The following is a 15,085-nucleotide window of genomic DNA, read 5'->3' as shown; positions in this document are numbered from 1 at the left end:
GTCAGCGGGCGGACGACTCGTGAACGAAGTCGGTGAGCCTGGCGAGCTGGTCGGGGTCGGTCGAGGGAAGCACGCCGTGACCGAGGTTGAACACGTGCCCCTCGGCCACCCTGCCGCGTTCGAGCACCTCCCTGGCCCGCCTCTCGACGACCTCCCAGGGCGCGAGCAGGATCGCCGGGTCGAGGTTGCCCTGCAGGGCCTTGCCCGCGCCCACGCGCAGCGCGGCCTCGTCGAGCGGCACCCGCCAGTCGACGCCCACCACGTCGGCGCCGGCCTCGCCCATGAGGCCGAGCAACTCGCCGGTGCCGACCCCGAAGTGGATGCGCGGCACGCCGAGGTCCGCCAGGCCCGCGAAGATCCGGCTGGTGTGCGGCAGCACGTAGGTGCGGTAGTCCTGCGGCGCGACCGCGCCCACCCACGAGTCGAACAGCTGGACGGCCGAGGCCCCCGCAGCCACCTGCACGCGCAGGAAGGCGAGCGTGATCGCGCCCAGCCGCTCCATCAGCTCGTGCCACAGCTCCGGCTCGCCGTACATCATGGCCTTGGTGCGGTCGTGGTTCTTGGAGGGGCCGCCCTCGATCAGGTACGACGCGAGCGTGAACGGCCCTCCGGCGAAGCCGATCAGCGGGATCCCGCCCAGCTCCTCGGTGAGCGCGCCGACGGCCTCGGTGACGTACGGAACGTCGTCCGGCTCCAGGGGCCGCAGGATCTCCATGCCCGCCTTGTCGCGGATGGGGGCACCGACGACCGGGCCGACGCCCGGCTTGATGTCGAGGTCGACTCCGATGGCCTTGAGCGGGACCACGATGTCGCTGAAGAAGATCGCCGCGTCCGTGCCGTATCTGCGGACCGGCTGCATGGTGATCTCGACCACGAGATCGGGCGTGGCGCAGGCGGTGAGCATCTCGACGCCCGCGCGCACGCGGCGGTACTCCGGCAACGAGCGCCCGGCCTGGCGCATGTACCACACCGGCGTGTACGGAACGGGCTCGCGCCAGCAGGCGCGGATGAAAACGGAATCGGCGAGCTGGGGTTTCACGGGACCAGCCTGCCATGTCCCTGCCTCGCCCGGCGCCCGGACCCACGACCTGGGACTCCAGAACGACGCGCGACGGCCGTTGATCGCGTAAGGTGATCCCCATCCCCTCCTGTGAGTCATCTCACAGCTCGGCAATGTGTTCGCCAATCGGCCATCCGGCATCGATTCCAATACCACTTTCGAGACACGCCGAGTGCGATGCGGGGAAATGTCGCCGGGACGTGCCAACGTCGGATCAGTCCCGAGCGACCGCCACGACCGTGGATCCGACGAGAGGCCCCGGAGCGATGACTTCGATGTGGAGTTCCCCCGAACGCCGCACTGAGCACTGTGCCGGCAGCGACGCCGCGCGCCCCGCCCGTCCCAGCCGCGCGGCGCGGGGAACCGCCCTTTCGGACGTGACAGAGCGGCGGGGCCGCGGGCGCGGACGTGCCACGGCGCGTCCGGCCGGCGGGATGGCGGCTCGACTGGCGGCGACGGTGTGACGACTCCCCATGCCCCCCACAGCCACCCCCCTGCTTCGCGCTCTCCCGAATCCGACCTACTCTTCCGTCATGACCCTCGGTGAACCGCCGGCGCCTCCCGCCGCCTTCCGGCGCGCGCTGGAGACGTTGCGCCCCGCCGAGGTACGGCCGGAGATCGAGCTGGAGGACATCCCCGCGCCCCAGCGGCTCGCGCCGTACTCCGGAGCCGTCGGGGCGTCCGTGTACCGTGACGACGACGAACTCGCCGTCGGCCGCCTGATCATGCTGTTCGACCCCGAAGGCCAGCGCGGCTGGGAGGGGCCGTTCCGCCTCGTCGCCTACGTACGGGCGGACATGGAGCCGGAGATGACCACCGACCCGCTGCTGGGGCCGGTGGCCTGGAGCTGGCTGACCGAAGCGCTCGACGCCCACGGCGCGCGATACGCCGCGGTGGGCGGCACGGTCACCCGCGCCGTCTCCGAGGGGTTCGGCAGCAAGGCGGACGACCCCGTCACCACCGAGATCGAGCTGCGCGCCTCGTGGTCGCCGCTCGACGAGGACCTGTCGCCGCACGCGGCCGCCTGGTGCGACCTCATGTGCCTGGCCGCGGGCATCCCCCCGCTGCCGCCCGACGTGGCCACGCTGCGTCCGCGCCCCGCCCGCCGAGATGATCCGAAAGTTCCGTAGCCCGTGACAGAACCCGTAGTCCAGCCACTGTTGGAGCCGCGCGAGGGAATCCCGCCCGTCATCGAGGACTCCGCCGCGCTCGCGGCAGCCGTGGACGCCTTCGCCCGCGGGACGGGGCCGGTGGCCGTCGATGCCGAGCGCGCCTCCGGATACCGCTACAGCGGACGCGCCTACCTGGTGCAGCTCCGCCGGACCGGCGCGGGAACCGCGCTGATCGACCCGGTCGCCTGCCCCGATCTGTCCGCGCTGGACGAGGCCGTACGCGACGCCGAGATCGTCCTGCACGCCGCGAACCAGGACCTGCCGTGCCTGGCCGAGCTGGGCTTCCGTCCGCGCCGCCTGTTCGACACCGAGCTGGCCGGGCGGCTGCTCGGCTACGAGCGGGTGGGCCTGGGGACCATGGTCGAGCTCGTCCTCGGCCTGCGGCTGGAGAAGGGGCACTCCGCCGCCGACTGGTCGGCCCGCCCGCTGCCGGAAGACTGGCTGCGCTACGCGGCGCTCGACGTGGAGGTGCTGGTCGAGCTGCGCGACGTCCTCCACGACGAGCTGACCGCCAGCGGCAAGCTGGAGTGGGCGATGGAGGAGTTCGCGTCGATCCTGGCCGCTCCCGCCCAGCCCCCGCGTACCGACCCGTGGCGGCGCACATCGGGCATTCACCGGGTGCGCACGCTGCGGGGGCTCGCCGTGGTGCGGGAGTTGTGGACGCTGCGCGACCAGATCGCGCGCGAGGCCGACCTCGCGCCGGGCCGCGTGCTGCCCGACTCGGCGATCGTGCAGGCCGCCCTCGACCAGCCGCGCACGACCAAGGCCCTCACCGAGATCACGCCGTTCGTCGGCCGCAGCGCCCGCCGTCACCTCAACGACTGGCTGGCGGCGGTGAACCGGGCCCGTACGATGCCGGAGGCGGGGTTGCCGCAGCCCGTGGGGCCCGGGGACGGCCCTCCTCCGGCCAACCGGTGGGCCGACCGGGACCCGGCCGCGGCCAAGCGGCTCGTGGCGGCGCGGGCCGTCGTGGCCGCGCTCGCCGACGAGCACCGCATGCCGACGGAGAACCTGCTCCAGCCCGACGCCGTACGCAGGCTGACCTGGGAGCCGCCCGTGCCGATCAGCGAGGAGACCGTGGGAGACCGGCTGCGCGAGCTGGGCGCGCGGAAGTGGCAGATCGGCCTGACCCTCCATCCGCTGACCAAGGCACTCGAACGTCTGGAGATCAAGGGCGAGGTGTGACATGCGGGGCGACGGCCCGGACGTGGAGTCTCCCTTCGGGTACCGCCTGCACCACGTCCAGCTCGCCATTCCGCCCGGGACGGAGGACGACTGCCGCGCCTTCTACGTGGGCGTGCTCGGGATGACCGAGATCGGCAAGCCCTCCGTGCTCGCCGCGCGCGGGGGCCTGTGGGTGCGGGCCGGCGCCTCGGAGATCCACCTCGGCGTGGAGGAGGACTTCCGCCCCGCGCGGAAGGCGCACCCGGGCATCCTGGTGAGCGGCCTCGACGACCTCGCCGCGCGCCTGGAGGCCGCCGGCGTCGAGGTCGCCTGGGATCCGCACTTCCCGGGCCACCGCCGCTTCTACGCCCACGACAACGTCGGCAACCGGCTCGAATTCCTCTCCCCGGAGACCTGACCGGCGCGTACGACCGGGGCCGCCCCGACGCCCGCCCATGGCTGTACGGCATCGCCTCGAACATGATCGGGAAACGGCGCCGCGCCGAGACCAGCCTCTACCGCGCATACCTCCGCAGCGGCGTGCACCCGGGAGAGATACCGGGCGCGCAGGTGGAGGACGGAGTCAACACCCTGGCCGTCAACCGGCCGCTGGCGCGCGCCCTGCTGCGGCTCAAACGGGCCGACCGCGACGTGCTGCTGCTCGTCGCCTGGGCCGGCGACCGTCACCGCACCGCTGGTCGCCGGCGGCGGGACCCCGGCGTACGCGGTGACCGAGAACCCCGACGGCACGATCACGGCGGCTCTCAACGAGATGCGCGACCCCGAGGGACTGCGGGCCGATCTGCTGGCGGCCGGCGTCACGGCCGACGTGTCGTTCCTGGCGCCGCACACGCGGTGCGCGGACTCCCGGTTCGAGGGCGTGGACCCCTCGTACGGGTCACGGGGCCATACGGAGTCGCGGCTGCGGAAGGGCGTGGAACGGTGGCGCTCGTTCAAGGCGGCCCAGGTGGTCGACGTCCGTGAGATCAATATCCGTCCGGAGTTCATCCGGCCGGGCGAGACGCTCGTCCTGGAGTTCCGCGACAACCAGGACGCGCAGCGGCCCTGGCGGCTCGGCGCCTGGCTGGCCAGGGCCGGCTCGCCCGTGAAGCCCTGCACGCCCGCGGCCGACGCCGGCTGAGCCCTGTCGCGGCCTGCCGGTGAAGGGACGGATCGGAGCATGCGGAAGCTCCCGGAGGTACGCGACCGGCAGCGGCAGGCGTACGTCCAGGAGCTTCCTCGCCCGGCGGGGGCGTCTCGGCCGCGCGGCCGGAGGGACCGCTCGTGGTCAGCTCGCGTCGTCGTCGACGACGACCAGCCGGGTGAAGCCGCCGCCGATCGTCGCGTTGACCGGCGCCGAGGCGACCACCTGGTAGGACCGCGGCGCGGGCGCCACCGCGGTGTCGCCGTTCACCGGCACCCGGAAGGACGCCTCCAGGGACCCGGCCGGGATGACGACCTCCTGCGCCGCCGAGGCGATCGCCGGGGCGGCGCCGGTCGCGATCGTCTGGATCTGCACCGTCACCGGCGCGGCGCTCTTCCGCGACAGCCGCACGGTCATCGTGGCCGTGCCCGGCCCGTCGCCCTCATCCACCGTGGCGCCCTCCACCGACACCTGCGGCACCCTGTCGGTGCGGGCCTCACCCGCGGCCATCGTCGTGAACGCGAGATCCGCGAGGTAGACCGCGCCCTTCCGGCTCGCGCCCGAGATCCGGATCTCGCTGATCTGCTGCGGCTTGACGCCGGTGAGCGCGCTCAGCGGGACGCGGACCGTGCGCAGCCAGGTCTTGGGCAGCGGCGAGGCCGTGCCGGGAAAGGCCGTGAGCGCGTCGCCGACCTCGGACACCGTGACCTTCCGGGACGCGCCCCGCTTGTCGACGATCTCGACCGCGAGGTCCACGTCGCCGGTGGCCGTCTCGTCCCTCGCCGCGCGGAAGGTCAGCGCGTCATAACGGGAGACGTTCTGGTCCGGCGTGTCCAGCGGCACCGTCACCGTGCCCGTGGGGTCGCTCCAGGAGAACCGCAGCACCGGGGTCGAGGCGACGTTGTTCGCGTACGTCGCGGGCGTCCAGGACGGCGCCTGCGAGGTGGTCAGCGTCGAGGCGCAGGACGGCAGGCCGCTCTGCGGCGAGCGGTCGAGCATCCCCGCGCAGACGACCGCGGTGGCCGCGCCGGAGACCTGAGTGGACGGCGACGGCGACGTGAAGGCGGCCACGTCGAGTCGCTTGCCCGCGGGCGCCTGGGCGACGGCGTGCACGACGGCCCGCCCGGCGGAGGCGGTGGTGCCGCCACTGCCGTCGAACAGCGGCAGCAGGCCCTGCTCGCCGCCCTGGACCAGGCGGAAGAACCCGGCGATGTACGCCGTGCCGACGGCGTACTGCTCGGCGGCGGTCAGCCGCGACGGCGCGGCGCCGCCGCAGACCGGGTCGTTGCGGTTCGACCAGTCGTCGGACGCGGGCGCGTGCGCCACGCCCGGGGTCCACTCGGTGTTGAAGAAGTTGTGGTCGGCGCCCATGACCATCAGCGAGGAGCGGAATGCCGGGTCGCCGTCCACGGCGTACCGGGAGTCGTCATAGAAGTGCTGGCCCTGCTGGTTGGAGACGTCCCCGTCGCAGTACGGCAGGATGACGGCCATCGGCGTGCCGGGCAGGGTCGCCCGCGCGAAGTCCGTCGGCGCGAGCGGGAGCACCGCCCTGATCCCGTACGGCTTCGCCCGGCCCGCGTTCATCAGCGCGGCCTTGACGACGCCCTCGCCTCCGCGCGAGTGGCCCATCAGGCCGACGTCGGACATGTCGAGCCGGCCCTTGAACAGGCTCACCAGCTTCGCGTCGCCCACGCCCTTGCCCGCGTCGGCGAGCAGGTCGAGGTGCCGCATGACGACCTCGCCCCGGGCCAGCGCGCCCCGGTCCTCGCTGTAGGGGTTGTCGGCGGCGTTGACGCCGTTGGCGCTCACCGACACCACGACGTACCCGTGGCTCGCGAGCACGTCGGCGGGGCCGTCGTAGCCCCGGTAGCTGGCGATGGGCTGCTGCCCGGCCGGGCACGGCCACTGGGTGTTGGACGTCGTCCAGGCCGTGGGGTTGTAGCAGGCCGAATGACGGCCGTGCAGGAAGACGACCAGCGGGCGCTTGCCGCGGACGCCTTCCGGCAGGTAGACCTTCGCACGGATCTCGGCCTGGCGGCCGCCGAGCCCCTCCAGGGTGATGGCGGTGTCGCCGAGGTCGTACTCGTCGTGGGCCACGGCGTAGGGGCCGGGCGCGGCCGGATCGACGGGCGCCGGAGCCTTCTTGCCGTGCGACTTGCCGGGCGGCTCGGCGGGCGCCGGGGCGGCCTTGCCGCTGACCGTCCCGGTGGCCGCGGGGACCTCGCCGTTCCAGGCGACGTCGACCGACGACGCCGTGGCGACGGCGGGGTCGGAGGTGACGACGGTCAGCGTCGTCCCGTCGGGCGACTCCTCGGCCGGGCCGAGCGACCGGCCGTCGGCCGCGAGTTCGGGGACGGCGTCGCGGACCGGCAGGGGTTCATCGAGGTGGAGGGTGACCCGGTGGCCGCCGCTGACGGGTTCCACGGTCCAGGTGCCGTCCCCGCCGCTCCGGCCTGCCGGCGTCGGCGGCGCGGCGTGCGCGGGTCCCGCGAGGAGTGGGGTGGACAGGGTCGCGGCCGTGACGGCCGCGGCGAGCGCCGCGGCCCAGGCGCGTGCAGGAGAGCGCATCGGTTCCTTTTCGAGTGCAATGCCCCAGAAAAGTCACTCTCAGGAGTGGTTCTTGGGGTTTGTGCGGTTGCATCCCGAATGAGATCGTCACCGGTGGCATGTACTGATTCAGTGCTGTTTCTCTGCAGTTAACGATCACTCACGGGCCTCCGTGGACCCGGGGATCCCAGAGCCGGTTACTGACCAGTAGCATGGGTGGCCGGAAGCTACCGACAAGTAGGAGCGAACCCGTGCCTGCGTCCCGTGAAGTCGTCTTCGTCGACGGCGTTCGGACGCCTTTCGGCAGGTCGGGCCCGAAGGGCCTGTACGCCGAGACGCGTGCCGACGACCTGGTAGTCCGCGTCATCCGCGAGCTGATGCGGCGCAACCCCGGCCTCCCCCCGGAGCGGGTGGACGAGGTGGCCATCGCGGCCACCACCCAGATCGGCGACCAGGGCCTGACCATCGGCAGGTCCGCGGCGGTGCTCGCCGGCCTGCCGAAGTCGGTCCCCGGTTACGCCATCGACCGCATGTGCGCCGGCGCGATGACCGCCGTCACCACGGTGGCCGGCGGCATCTCCTTCGGCGCGTACGACGTGGCCATCGCCGGCGGCGTCGAGCACATGGGCCGCCACCCCATGGGCGAGGGGGTGGATCCCAACCCCCGGTTCCTGTCCGAGCAGCTCGTGGACGGCTCGGCGCTGATCATGGGCATGACCGCGGAGAACCTGCACGACCGCTACCCGTCCATCACCAGGGAGCGCGCCGACGCCTTCGCCGTCGCCTCCCAGGAGAAGGTCGCCAAGGCGTACGCCGACGGCAGGATCCAGCGCGACCTGGTGCCGGTGGCCGCCCGCAAGGCCGCCGAGGGCTGGGGCCTGGCCACCGTGGACGAGGCGCCGCGCCCCGGCACGACGCTGGAGGGCCTGCGCGGTCTGAAGACGCCCTTCCGCGCCCACGGGCGCGTCACGGCGGGCAACGCCTCCGGCATCAACGACGGCGCGACCGGCTGCATCGTGGCCGCCGAGGACGTGGCGCGGGAGCTGAGTCTGACCCCGCGCATGCGGCTGGTGTCCTACGCCTTCGCCGGCGTGGACCCCGAGGTGATGGGCATCGGGCCGATCCCCTCCACCGAGCGCGCGCTGCGCCTGGCCGGGCTGTCCATCGACGACATCGGCCTGTTCGAGATCAACGAGGCGTTCGCCGTACAGGTGCTGGCCTTCCTGGAGCACTTCGGCATCGCCGACGACGACCCGCGCGTCAACCCGTACGGCGGCGCGATCGCGTTCGGCCACCCGCTCGCGTCGTCGGGCGTACGGCTGATGACGCAGCTCTCGCGCGAGTTCGCCGAGCGGCCCGACGTCCGCTACGGGATCACCACGATGTGCGTCGGCATGGGCATGGGCGGCACGGTCATCTGGGAGAACCTGTCATGAGCACCCTCGACACCTGGAAGTCCCTCCTGGAGGGCAAGAACGCCGACGAGGTCGTCACCAAGGCGCTCGTCCGCGACGTGGAGCTTCCGTACGGCGCGGGCACGATGGCGCTGATCACGCTCGACAACGGCCACGACCACACCAAGCCGAACACCTTCGGCCCGTACGGCCTGCTCGCGCTGAACGACGCGCTCGACGCGATCTCGGCGCGCTCGGATCTGGCGGCCGTGGGCGTCGTCGGCAAGCCGTTCATCTTCGCGGTCGGGGCCGACCTCAAGGGCGCGGCCGCGGTGTCCTCCCGGGAGGAGGCGCTGGCGATCGGACAACTCGGGCACCACGTGTTCCGCCGCCTCGGCGAGCTGGACGTGCCGTCGTTCGCGTTCGTCAACGGCGCGGCGATGGGCGGCGGGCTGGAGATCGCGCTGCACTGCGCTTATCGCACCGTGTCGTCCGGCGTCCCGGCCATCGCGACGCCGGAGTGCTTCCTCGGCCTGGTGCCCGGGTGGGGCGGCACCCAGCTGCTCCCCCGCCTGATCGGCCCCGAGAAGGCGCTCAAGCTCATCATCGAGAACCCGCTGTCGCAGAACCGCATGATCAAGGGTCGCGACGCGTACGCCCTCGGGATCGCCGACGCGATGTTCGAGCCCGCCGACTTCCTGGAGGAGTCGCTGCGGTGGGCCGCCCAGGTGCTGCGCGGCGAAGTGACCGTCGAGCGGGCCGACCACGCCGCCGAGGACTGGGCGCCGGTGGTCGACCAGGTGAGGACCCTCGTCGATCTCAAGATGCGGGGGGCCTCCCCCGCGCCGTACCGGGCGCTCGACCTTGTGGCGCTGGCCCGTACGGCCTCGCGCGACGAGGGCTTCGCCGCCGAGGACGAGGCGCTGGCCGACCTGCTCATGAGCGACGAGTTGCGCGCCGGGCTGTACGCCTTCGACCTGGTGCAGCGGCGGGCCAAGCGGCCCGCCGGCGCGCCGGACAGGTCGCTGGCCCGCCCGGTCACCAAGGTCGGCGTGGTGGGCGCCGGGCTGATGGCCTCGCAGCTCGCGCTGCTGTTCGCGCGCCGTCTGGAGGTCCCGGTCGTGCTGACCGACCTCGACCAGGCCCGGCTCGACAAGGGCGTCGGCTACGTCCACGCCGAGGTCGACAAGCTGCTGGGCAAGGGCCGGATCTCCGCCGACCAGGCCAACCGGCTGAAGGGCCTGGTGACGGGGTCGCTGACCAAGGACGCCTTCGCCGACGCCGACTTCGTGATCGAGGCGGTGTTCGAGGACCTCGGCGTGAAGCAGAAGGTCTTCGCCGAAGTCGAGGAGGTCGTGTCCGACACCTGCGTGCTCGCCACCAACACCTCGTCGCTGTCGGTCACCGACATGGCCTCCGGCCTGCGGCACCCCGAGCGGGTGGTGGGCTTCCACTTCTTCAACCCGGTCGCGGTGCTGCCGCTGCTGGAGATCGTCCGGGGCGCCGCCACCGACGACGCGACGCTGGCCACGGCGTTCGCGGTCGGCAAGACGCTGAAGAAGTCGTGCGTGCTGGTGAAGGACGCGCCCGCGTTCGTCGTCAACCGGCTGCTGACGCGGTTCATGGGTGAGGTCACGGCCGCGGCCGACGAGGGCACCCCGCTGGAGGCCGCCGACCACGCGCTCGACTCGCTCGGCCTGCCGATGACGCCGTTCGCGCTGCTCCAGCTCGTCGGCCCGGCCGTCGCGCTGCACGTGGCCGAGACCATGCACGCGGCGTTCCCGGACCGCTTCGGCGTCTCGGAGAACCTCGCCAAGCTGGTGGCCGCGGGCAAGCCCGGCCTCTACGGCGCGGACTTCCAGATCGACCCGGAGGTGCGGGCGCTGTTCGAGGGCGGCTCGTCCCCCTCGTCGGCGGACGACGTGCGGCTGCGCGCGCTGCGGGCCCTCGCCCAGGAGATCGGGCTCATGCTCGACGAGGGCGTGGTCGCCGCGCCGCAGGACATCGACCTGTGCATGATCCTCGGCGCGGGCTGGCCGTTCCACACCGGCGGCATCACGCCGTACCTCGACCGGACGGGCATCTCCGAGGAGGTCACCGGCTCCCGCTTCCTCGAGCCCGGCGTCGCCTCCGTACCGGCCTGACGCACGGGGTCGCCCGGCCCGGCCTGGCCCGGCCTGACGCCTGGACCGCCCGGCAGGCCTGCCGCCGATGCGGCACGCGCCCGCGCCGTGCGGCCCCTCCGAGCCTTCCGCGACGGCACCGCGAACCACGAGACCGCGGGCCCACAAGGCCCTTCAACCACAGGGCCGTGCGGAACACCGGGGCCCCGCACCACAGGGCCCCAGCACCCGGGCCGCCGCGCCACACCGGCGCGGCGGCCCGGTCCTACGGCAGCCGCAGCCGGCGCCCGCATGCCCCGAGCCCGAGAGCCCTGCCGAGCCGGAAAACTGTTGCCCCTTGTCTTAGGCTTTGTGAGCGGGAAGGGAGCAGGCCATGACAGCGCAGCCGCACGACTTCGTACTGGGTGAAACGCCGTTGCCGGAGAAGAACCTGCGTGCCATACGCGCCGCGTTGGTCATCCCCCAGGACCGCGAGGCGTTCGACGCGGGGCTCAAGGCGGTGCTCGACGAGGTCAGGGTCAGCCTGGACCTGAGTGCGCTGAATACGTTCGTGCACCGGTGGTGGATTTCCGCCTGTGACTCGGTACGCGATCCCGAAGGCCGTAGGCAGATGCACAACCGGGCCGAACAGGTCCTAGCCGGCGGCTCCCGTGCAGAGGGCAAGTCGTGGCGCGAGATTCTCGCCGCTCGCGGAATCGATGTGTAGGTGTACAAGCTCGTCATCGATCCGATAGCCGAAGAGCAGATCGCCGCGCTCCCTGAGGAAGCGCTGCGCCCGCTCGCGGAACTGTTCACGCTTCTGGAGCCCGCTCCGTGGAGCGGAGAACCCTGCAACCGGGCCAAGCCGAGATCGAACATGCTCACTCACCCCTTCGGCGAACGGGGACTCGCCACCTACGTCGTCCTCGACGAGCAACGTGAGAGCTACCTTGTTCGCATCGAGTGGCCATAGCGGCCGCGCCTGCCGCTGAGACAGCGGCCTGCCTTTCCGCGCGCGAGCCTTGCACCGCACGCCCGACGGGTCCAGGTCGCCGCTCTCCACGCAGATTCCGCCGACAGGCGGGTCCGTGACATCTCACCACTCAGCAGAACAGCCGTGCGGCGCGAAGCAGTGATCAGTAACCCTGTCGACGAAGACGTTCCTTGCGCTCCCTACGTTCTCGTGACCGCGCCTCAGCGAGGGCCTGAGCAGCCTCGATATCAGCGCGAGCGGATTGCTCGACCGTGCGGTTCTCCGTCCAGTTGGGCGAGAGAATCGGACAACGGATTGTCTGCGAGAGGATTCCCACGAGAAATTCCAGCAGTGACCCACGGAAGTGCCAGTACCGCCCGTATTCCGCGACCATAATTGTGCAGTCAAACTGGTGGAGCAGCCTTGACAGGAGGCCCGATGAGAGCCTCCAGCTCCGATAGAAAGCCGCCGGTCATAAATATTCCACCTTCTTGTCGTGCTCCATATACGCATCCAGCGCCTGGGAGCGCTTCGATCACACGGGCGAATTCGCCGGTCTTCCACCGGTCGAGCAGGATGCCGGCGGATGGATCAGATGGCTGCGTCGTCCAGGATGAGCATGTCGGCGACGAAGCAGACGACGTCGCTCGTCCGCGTCGCGGCCCACCCAGACTGGATAGGCGCCGTCGCCCCAGCCGCTGAGGAACGCGACGCAGTTGACGCCCGGCACGGCGTCGAACTCGGCCCACGCATGCTCGCAAACCAGATCGGAGATGCGTTCGAACTCGTCGTCGTCATCGCCGACGGCGGCCAGCGCCTGGACCGCCGAGGCGTCGAACAGGCACCCCATGCCGGTGTCGACGCCGAAGCCGTGGAACTCCCCATCGCTGAGCAGTCTCGGATCCTGGCCCGGCTTCAGCGCGAGTTCCCAGGTCACCGGCGGCCGATCGGCGATGGTCACTTTGACCCCGGCCACGCGCCGGTGCTCGGGATCGTCCGCGAAGGCGGCGACGGCCAGGCTGACCTCGTACGTGCCCGGGGGGGACCGCGACGGTGAACGCCTCGGTGTCGTCCTCGACGCATCCCGGATCGGCCGCGATCATTCTGCCGGTGGGGCATCACCAGGGATGGGCCCGGCCTGACGTCCATGAGGATCTCGCCCATCTCGGGGAGGGCGAAGCGCTCCCCCGGGCGGAACATCCGATCGAGCCATGTGGGGCGCAGCGGCGCGGGAGGACGCCATGGGGGTGTCACACGCTCCGGCACGTCCGGAGCGCCGGTGACGCGCACAGCGGCGGCCGGAGAGAGACCGGAGTGGTACCGGCGCGCGAACGCCCACTCACCGAACACCGGCATCGGAAACCACAACCGGCCGGGGTCGGCCTTCGTCCAGGTGTGCCTCGACCCGCCCCTCTCCCCCTTGGGCTTGAGAATCTCCTGGCAGCGGCCATCGGGACTGAACGTGCGGCTCCTGGTCCAGGCCCCGGTGTCGAACTCGGCCTGCTCGGCCGAGTCGTAGCGCCACTCGCGCGTGTGGCGCAGGAAGATCTGGTCGTCAGCCAGAACGCGATGGTCGTACTTGACGGTCCGGCGGCCTTGTTCGTCCAGCAACCAGACGGCCCAGTGACCGTGTCCCCAGGCGACCTCCAGCACCATCCACGGGCGGCCGGCGGACACGACAACGGCGTACTGCTCGCCGCGCCTGTCCCGTTCGGCGGCGGCGCCCTTCGAGAGCAGGCCGACCGCGGCCTTCCTCGCGGGATCCCATCCCTCGCAGTACGTGAGGTCCAACTCGTTCACGAGCACCCTGCCGACCTCGCCTTCCCGTAGATGCGAACGGCCCAGACCTTAGCGGCCGACGCCGACACTTCTCCGGCTGCCCGGAGCGGCGCGGTCAGGCCGCGTGGCGGTACGCGGAATAGGTGAGGTAGCCGGCGTCGCCGCCCTGATACCAGGTGGACTCGTCGTCCGGCGCGATGGGAAGTCCCTGGCGCAGCCGCTCGACGAGGTCGGGATTGGCGATGAAGGCGCGGCCGAAGCTGATCAGGTCGGCGCCGAGCCCCAGCCAGTGATCGGCGGCCGCCTTGTCCGTCTGCCGCGGGCCCATGGGGAAGACCGGATTGACGATGAGCGTGCCGGGCCAGGCCTTACGCAGTTCGACGAGCACGTCCTCGTCGGTGGTGGCCTCGAGGTGGACGTACGCCAGGTCCAGAGGGGCCAGCTCGGCGAGCAGCGCGCCGTACAGCTCGGGGACGTCGCTCTCCTCCGCGCCCCAGAAGCCCGCGCCGGGCGAGAGCCGGATGCCCGTCCGGTCGCCTCCCACCGCCTCGACGGTCGCCGACACCGCCTCCACGGCGAAGCGGACGCGGTTCGCGATCGACCCGCCGTAGGCGTCGGTGCGCAGGTTGGCGGTGCTCGACAGGAACTGCGCGATGAGGTAGCCGTTCGCGCCGTGCAGTTCCACGCCGTCGAAGCCGGCGTCGACGGCACGGAGAGCGGCCTGCGCGTAGGACAGGGCCTGTTCGGGCACCTCGGCGGTCTCCAGCGCCCTCGGCACCGGCGCGGGCTTCGGCCCCGCCGGGGTGAACACCTCGCCGGGGGCGGCGACGGCCGAGGGGCCCACCGGCCGCATCCCCGTGGTGTCGGGGTGGGAGACGCGGCCCCCGTGCATGATCTGGGCGAAGACGCGGCCGCCGTTGGCGTGGACGGCGTCGGTGACCGGCCGCCACGACGCGACCTGCTCGTCGGTGTACAGCCCCGGGGTGCCCGGATTGGACTGCCCGACGAGGCTCGGCTGCACTCCTTCGGTCACGATGAGCCCGGCGGTGGCGCGCTGGGCGTAGTAGGCCGCCATCGACGGCGTCGCCAGGCCGCCCGCGGCCGCGCGGACCCGGGTCATCGGCGCCATCACCACACGGTTGGGCAGGGTCAGCGCGCCGAGCTGGTAGCGGTCGAAAAGGGTCGTCATCTCTGAGCGCCTTTCAGGGGTTCCTGTGGAAGGACGCGTCCGCCGGCTGGACACGCGACTACGCTAAGACCTGACATTGACGTCAGAGGCAAGCGTTTGGGCCGAGGTTTTTCCGACAGGAGGCGCGATGCGGATCGGCGAGCTGGCGGGGCGGGCGGGGGTGAGCGTCCGTTCCCTGCGCTACTACGAGGAGCAGGGCCTGCTCACCAGCACGCGCAGCCCCAGCGGTCAGCGCCACTACACCGAGGACGAGGTCGAGCGGGTGCGGCTCATCCAGTGCCTGTACGCCGCCGGGCTCTCCAGCCGGACGATCGCCGAAGTGCTGCCGTGCGTCGACTCCCCGAGCGAGCGGAACTCCGACGAGGCGTTCGAGCGGCTGCTCCAGGAGCGGGACCGGATCAGCCGGCACATCGACGAGCTCGCCCGGGCCCGCGACGCCCTCGACCTGCTCATCGACGTCAACCGCGCGCACCGCGCCCAGCTGACGCCTCGCCGGCCTCGGGCATGACGGTGACGAACGGACGCGGCGCGGTCGCCCGTAGCGTGGGCGACCGCGCCGCG

The 15,085-nt window shown here is 72.0% G+C and carries 14 protein-coding genes; 9 read left to right on the top strand and 5 right to left on the bottom strand.

Going from position 1 to position 15,085, the window contains the following annotated elements:
• Position 1: 1 nt before the first annotated feature.
• On the bottom strand, positions 2-1,039 hold the full coding sequence (gene hemE / locus AB0O28_RS10785; protein ID WP_363638645.1) for a uroporphyrinogen decarboxylase: 1,038 nt from the start codon (positions 1,037-1,039) through the stop codon (positions 2-4).
• 554 nt (positions 1,040-1,593) lie between these two features.
• On the opposite strand from hemE, the gene AB0O28_RS10780 reads away from it, so the two are divergent.
• From AB0O28_RS10780 to AB0O28_RS10765, 4 genes are all read left to right on the top strand, one after another.
• On the top strand, positions 1,594-2,190 hold the full coding sequence (locus AB0O28_RS10780; protein WP_363638643.1) for a DUF3000 domain-containing protein: 597 nt from the start codon (positions 1,594-1,596) through the stop codon (positions 2,188-2,190).
• Between the two features lie 3 nt (positions 2,191-2,193).
• Entirely contained in the window at positions 2,194-3,417 is a 1,224-nt protein-coding gene (locus AB0O28_RS10775) for an HRDC domain-containing protein (RefSeq protein WP_363638641.1), read from the top strand.
• 1 nt (position 3,418) lies between these two features.
• Positions 3,419-3,814, top strand: coding sequence for a VOC family protein (locus tag AB0O28_RS10770; protein WP_363638639.1), 396 nt, complete (start codon positions 3,419-3,421; stop codon positions 3,812-3,814).
• A 309-nt stretch (positions 3,815-4,123) separates the two neighbouring features.
• Positions 4,124-4,537: a hypothetical protein gene (locus AB0O28_RS10765; RefSeq protein WP_363638637.1), complete on the top strand. Its 414-nt coding sequence runs from the start codon at positions 4,124-4,126 to the stop codon at positions 4,535-4,537.
• Positions 4,538-4,684: 147 nt separating this feature from the next.
• On the opposite strand, the gene AB0O28_RS10760 is transcribed toward AB0O28_RS10765, so the two are convergent.
• Positions 4,685-7,108, bottom strand: a complete 2,424-nt coding sequence (locus tag AB0O28_RS10760; protein WP_363638635.1) for a hypothetical protein — start codon at positions 7,106-7,108, stop codon at positions 4,685-4,687.
• Positions 7,109-7,338: 230 nt separating this feature from the next.
• Here AB0O28_RS10760 and AB0O28_RS10755 point away from each other — a divergent pair, with 230 nt between their 5' ends.
• From AB0O28_RS10755 to AB0O28_RS10740, 4 genes are all read left to right on the top strand, one after another.
• Complete coding sequence (locus tag AB0O28_RS10755) at positions 7,339-8,523, top strand: thiolase family protein (RefSeq protein WP_363638633.1); 1,185 nt, start codon at positions 7,339-7,341, stop codon at positions 8,521-8,523.
• On the top strand, positions 8,520-10,625 hold the full coding sequence (locus tag AB0O28_RS10750) for a 3-hydroxyacyl-CoA dehydrogenase NAD-binding domain-containing protein (RefSeq protein WP_363638631.1): 2,106 nt from the start codon (positions 8,520-8,522) through the stop codon (positions 10,623-10,625). The genes AB0O28_RS10755 and AB0O28_RS10750 overlap by 4 nt, the downstream gene beginning before the upstream one ends.
• Before the next feature lie 352 nt (positions 10,626-10,977).
• The gene (locus tag AB0O28_RS10745; protein ID WP_363638629.1) at positions 10,978-11,310 is read left to right on the top strand and encodes a DUF6247 family protein; all 333 of its coding nucleotides are present in this window, start codon (positions 10,978-10,980) and stop codon (positions 11,308-11,310) included.
• Positions 11,311-11,556, top strand: a complete 246-nt coding sequence (locus AB0O28_RS10740; protein WP_363638627.1) for a hypothetical protein — start codon at positions 11,311-11,313, stop codon at positions 11,554-11,556.
• Between the two features lie 535 nt (positions 11,557-12,091).
• On the opposite strand, the gene AB0O28_RS10735 is transcribed toward AB0O28_RS10740, so the two are convergent.
• From AB0O28_RS10735 to AB0O28_RS10725, 3 genes are all read right to left on the bottom strand, one after another.
• A complete protein-coding gene (locus AB0O28_RS10735) occupies positions 12,092-12,574 on the bottom strand; it encodes a DUF4241 domain-containing protein (protein ID WP_363639154.1) in 483 nt (160 codons plus the stop codon).
• Positions 12,514-13,356 (bottom strand): hypothetical protein, encoded by an 843-nt coding sequence (locus tag AB0O28_RS10730; protein WP_363638625.1) that lies wholly within the window; start codon positions 13,354-13,356, stop codon positions 12,514-12,516. Before AB0O28_RS10730 ends, AB0O28_RS10735 begins: the two co-directional genes overlap by 61 nt.
• Positions 13,357-13,450: 94 nt before the next feature.
• Positions 13,451-14,524 (bottom strand): alkene reductase, encoded by a 1,074-nt coding sequence (locus AB0O28_RS10725; RefSeq protein WP_363638623.1) that lies wholly within the window; start codon positions 14,522-14,524, stop codon positions 13,451-13,453.
• A gap of 127 nt (positions 14,525-14,651) precedes the next feature.
• Between AB0O28_RS10725 and AB0O28_RS10720 the strand changes: the two genes are divergently transcribed.
• Positions 14,652-15,032, top strand: a complete 381-nt coding sequence (locus AB0O28_RS10720; protein ID WP_363638621.1) for a MerR family transcriptional regulator — start codon at positions 14,652-14,654, stop codon at positions 15,030-15,032.
• Positions 15,033-15,085 lie beyond the last annotated feature (53 nt).

This window comes from Microbispora sp. NPDC088329 (assembly GCF_040685655.1).
Lineage (GTDB): Bacteria > Actinomycetota > Actinomycetes > Streptosporangiales > Streptosporangiaceae > Microbispora.
The sequence above is the reverse complement of the archived record's forward strand: the minus strand, read 5'-3'. Positions and strand labels throughout refer to the sequence as shown.